The following is a 4,696-nucleotide window of genomic DNA, read 5'->3' as shown; positions in this document are numbered from 1 at the left end:
CACTGGTAAAACTCGCGGTAGCGGCCTTTTTGCGGCCTGTCGGCCCGCCACACCGGCTGCATCTGGTAACGTTTAAAAGGCAGGGCCAGCTCATGCTGGTTCATTACTACATATCGTGCAAAGGGAATGGTAAGGTCATAGCGCAAAGCCTTTTCGCAGATCAGGGTAGCCAGCTCCCGGCTATCCTTGGCTTGTTGCGCACGGCCTAAGATCTCGCCATTGTCCAGGATCTTAAAGATCAGCTTATCGCCTTCTTCTCCATATTTACCCGTCAGTGTGCTCAGGTTTTCCATAGCCGGTGTTTCCAGCGGCTGAAAGCCGAACAGCTCAAACGTTTCGCGGATGGTTTGAAAAATATACTGCCGCTTCTTCACCACTGCCGGCCCAAAATCACGTGTACCCTTGGGGATGCTGGGTTTTATCATCTAATGAATAATTGTATAATGAATAATTAAGAATTAATAATTAATAATCAAGGGCGATAATCTTAAACGAAAAATCAATACTGCAATAGGTCAGGAACAATTAATATTGAGCCCTCACCGGTACCGCCAATACTGTTCAACACTGCAATAGAACAATTAATATGGACTCCTACCAATCCTTTGGATACCTCATCCACAATTATTAATTATTCATTTTCCATTATTAATTATCCGCTCACACGCCTTATATATCATCTGATACACGGGCTCAAAAAGTTTATCGTCATACCAGGGATCGGGCACTTCCTGCTGATTAGCCAGCAGCAGCTGCACCTTTGCCTGGTCGGCCTCACTGCGCGCCTTCCGCAGTACATCGCGGTAATTGTCCAGGTCCATCACATAAATGCGGTCAAACTGCTGAAAGTCTGCTACACCAAACTGCCTGCCCCGGAGCCCTGAAATATCCACTCCATGCTGCCGGGCCACTTTTACAGAGCGGTGATCCGGCGGATCGCCAATATGCCAGGAGCCCGTGCCGGCTGAATCAATCTCCCAGTTAAGTCCCTTTTTTTGTGCCAGGTCCCGTAAAACGCCTTCTGCCAGCGGAGAGCGGCAAATATTGCCCAGGCATACCATTAATATTTTCATATGAGCGCCCGGTTTGGCCGGGACCGCAAACCTACAAGATTTTACGGGAAGTCCCTATATGGAAAATAGCTGCGGGCTGCATCTATTTATTGAATGCCCGCCGATACAGCCGCTGCATTAACGGTCGCTTAACGCCTTCATATCCAATTGTTAAATATATTAACAATAAATAAGGAACAAAAAAAGTTAATGCCCGCAAAGTCAGCAGCAACGGCCATTTGAACACATACCGGCCCGTAGTTTTAACATTTTACTGGCTTTGAATATGTGAGATTAAAAAAATAATTTTTGTATAATTGTAACTTACTATCATGCTAATGCAACAGGAAAGATCAAGTAACCGGCGGATACAGATAGCGTACCGCCCACTGGGGGAATTGTTAAGAGGTATATTTTTTCTGCTCTTTGGACTCTTTGCCTTCTTTGCTGAAAAACTGGGTTTAGGCAACTTTAGATTAGACCCATGGGTGATGAATATCTTTGGTGCAATACTGGTAGCGTATGGATTATTTCGTGTGTACAGGGGCGTAAAGCAATTATTTTTTGACAAAAGAACAGAAGAAAACTAACCGGAGGAGCTATATTATGTTTTTGAAAGTATTAAAGCATAAGGCGGCTTGGCTGGCGTTGTTGGCTGGTGGCCTGTTTGCATGTAACAGCAATAATGGGAAACAGCCTTTGGATACACCCACAACAGGTACGATCCATATAAGTGTAGATGAAACGTATGAACCGCTGATAGAAGCAGAGCTGAAAGTATTTCACTCCCTGTATCCCAAAACAAAGATTGTGGCGGAATACAAGCCGGAGGCAGAATGTTTTAAAGATCTTTTAAATGATAGTGCGCGCATGGTCATTGTCACGCGCGAACTAACGGAAAAAGAAAAAGCCTACTTTAAAGAGTTAAAGATTACTCCGCAAAGCATGCTGCTGGCCTGGGACGCGCTGGCGCTGGTTACTAACCATGAGAATCCTGATTCCATTCTAACCATGGACCAGGTACGCCACATTATGGATGGTACCGACACAGAACGCAAATGGCAAATTGTTTTTGATAACGAAAATTCCAGTACCGTAAGGTATATACGTGATTCCCTGAACAAGGGGAAAGCGCTGCCAACCAATACCATGGCAGCTAAAACCAACCCGGAAGTTGTGGACTACGTTACGAAGAACAAAGCCGCCATCGGCGTGATCGGTGTGAACTGGATCTCTGATCCGAATGATTCCACATCGATCGAGTTCACCAGCAAAGCAACGGTAGTAAAAGTGCGGGCCGATTATGGCTCCGAATTTGTAAAGCCTTACCAGGCATACATTGCTACCGGTTCTTACCCGCTGAAACGGGGTTGCTTCTTTGTGCTCAGAGAGCCCTACAGGGGCTTAGGCACGGGATTTGCAACCTTCCTCGGCAGTTATGAAGGACAGTTGGTGATCAAGAAATTCAGATTATTCCCTGCTAAGATTAATGCGGTGTTCAGGGAAGCCAATATTCAATAAAGCAAAAAAACACAACACAACTAAAACCAGATTGCTCATGAACAGACGGAAAAGCTTAATTGTAGCATTGCTGTGCGTCGCGAATGGCGTAATGGCTCAATCTGTAGAAGATGGCTTAAAGGACATGTACTACGGTAAATACAAATCTGCCAAAGAAACATTTGAAAAAGTAGCCGCCGCTAAACCAGACGAAAGAGCATACTACTACCTTGGTATTGCAGAGCTGAGCCTGGAAAATAAAGATGCTGCCGCTGCTGCCTTCCAGAAAGGCTTACAGGCTGTACCCAACTCACCTTTATTACAGGTAGGTATGGGCCGTATAGACCTGATCAACAATAACGCAGCTGCAGCCAAACAAAAATTTGAAGCTGCTGCTACTGCTACACAAGGCCGTAATGGCGATGTAGCCCGCGCTATTGCAGACGCTAACTCTTCCATAAAAGGTGGCGACCGTGGTTATGCGCTGAGCACCATGGAAAAACTGCTGAATAACGAAGGCCGTAAAAAGAAAGAACAATATACTGCTACTGCAGCTGATTATATTGAGCTGGGCGATGCTTACCGCGTGCTGGGTGGTGAAAATGGTGGTAAAGCCATTTCCACTTACGATAAAGCGCTGGAGCTGGAACCTAACAACGCAGAAGCGATCATGAAACAAGGCTTGGTGAACTACAACGCCAAACTTTTGCAGGAAGCAGTGAACGACTGGACCAAGGCTACCAATACAGATCCTAAGTATGCACCTGCATTCTTTGAGTTGTTTGAGTTCTACATCACACCTAAAAAGAATCAGCTCTCCTGGGATAAAGCAGCAGAATACCTGCAGAAATATATGGAAGTAGGCGATCCTGCTGACAAGCTGAAAAATGAATATTACCTGGCCGCTATCTCTTTCTATAAGAAAGATTATGATGCAGCTATCAATAAAGCAAAAACTGTATTACCACAGGTGCCTGCTGAAGAAAAAGGTAAATTCACCCGCCTGCTGGCAGATGCTTACCTGCAGAAAGGTGATTCCATGACAGCAAAACAAACCATTGACGAATACGTAAAAACCGCTGGCGAAAGCAAGCTGGAACCTAATGATTACAAGCTGCTGAGCGAAATTTACGGCCGCGTAAAAATTCAGGACAGCGCACAGGCCGCAGTGGTTGATTCAATGGCTTCCCTGTACCTGGAAAAATACGCTACCCTGGATACTACCAAGGACGTAGACCACTACCGCGAAGTAGCAGAGAAATTTAAGAGCCTGCGCGATTATAGCCGTTCCGCTGAATGGTATGGTAAATTGACCACAGATTTTACCGACGAGCAGAACACCGGTAAGATCCAGGATTATTTCTGGAAAGGCACCATGGAGATCTACGCTAACAAACCGAAAGATGCAGATTCTACCTTCGGTACTTTCGTAAGTAAATATCCCACCCAGGAAGCGCTTGGCTTATACTGGAGAGGCCGTGCCAATATGCTGAACGATAAGGAAGCAAAAGAAGGCGCTGCAGTCCCTTACTTCACTAAGTTCTTTGAAGTAGGCGGCGAAAGCAAAGTAAAGCCTAACCTGCTGATGTATCCTTATCAATACATGATGATCTATTATTATAATAAGGAAGATAAAACTAACCTGAAAACCTGGATGGATAAGGTTTTATCACTGAACCCGAACGATCCTGCTGCCAAGCAGATCCAGGAGAACCTGGCCAGCACTGCAAAAAGCAATGCTAAACCTGGTGCTAAACCTGCCAAAGAAGGTCAGAACAAGAAATAATTTTTCCAGTTAGAATATTTTTCCTGAGAAGGGGAGTGCTGCCAAAGCGCTCCCCTTTTTAACTTTTTAATAGTTCCGGTTCCGCCCGATTTTTGTTATATTACAGTAAGAGTAAAGGATAAGGAGACAACTGGTTTATATCACAAAATCAGACCGCATGAGACAGCAACTTTTTATTGCAACATTACTTTGCATTACTAACAACATAATGGCTCAATCCATAGAAGATGGGCTGAAGGATCTGTATTACGATAAATACGAATCTGCCAAACAAACATTCACCAAGCTAAGTACAGCCAAGCCGGACGACCGCGCCTATTATTATTTAGGTATGGCGGAGCTGGGACTGGAAAATAAA

Annotated in this window: 5 protein-coding genes; 3 read left to right on the top strand and 2 right to left on the bottom strand. The window is 44.8% G+C overall.

Annotation, left to right across the window (positions count from 1 at the left end):
* The coding region (locus tag VIM87_RS25675; protein ID WP_331999754.1) for an ATP phosphoribosyltransferase regulatory subunit at positions 1–425 on the bottom strand (425 nt) is incomplete at its 3' end.
* A gap of 210 nt (positions 426–635) precedes the next feature.
* Positions 636–1,073, bottom strand: coding sequence for a low molecular weight protein-tyrosine-phosphatase (locus tag VIM87_RS25670; protein WP_331999753.1), 438 nt, complete (start codon positions 1,071–1,073; stop codon positions 636–638).
* Between the two features lie 591 nt (positions 1,074–1,664).
* Here VIM87_RS25670 and VIM87_RS25665 point away from each other — a divergent pair.
* The 3 genes from VIM87_RS25665 to VIM87_RS25655 all read left to right on the top strand — a co-directional run.
* Positions 1,665–2,573, top strand: a complete 909-nt coding sequence (locus VIM87_RS25665) for a substrate-binding domain-containing protein (RefSeq protein ID WP_331999752.1) — start codon at positions 1,665–1,667, stop codon at positions 2,571–2,573.
* A 37-nt stretch (positions 2,574–2,610) separates the two neighbouring features.
* Positions 2,611–4,338: a tetratricopeptide repeat protein gene (locus VIM87_RS25660; RefSeq protein ID WP_331999751.1), complete on the top strand. Its 1,728-nt coding sequence runs from the start codon at positions 2,611–2,613 to the stop codon at positions 4,336–4,338.
* Between the two features lie 157 nt (positions 4,339–4,495).
* The coding region (locus VIM87_RS25655; RefSeq protein WP_331999750.1) for a hypothetical protein at positions 4,496–4,696 on the top strand (201 nt) is incomplete at its 3' end.

The organism is Chitinophaga sp. (genome assembly GCF_036569125.1).
Lineage (GTDB): Bacteria > Bacteroidota > Bacteroidia > Chitinophagales > Chitinophagaceae > Chitinophaga.
The sequence above is the reverse complement of the archived record's forward strand: the minus strand, read 5'-3'. Positions and strand labels throughout refer to the sequence as shown.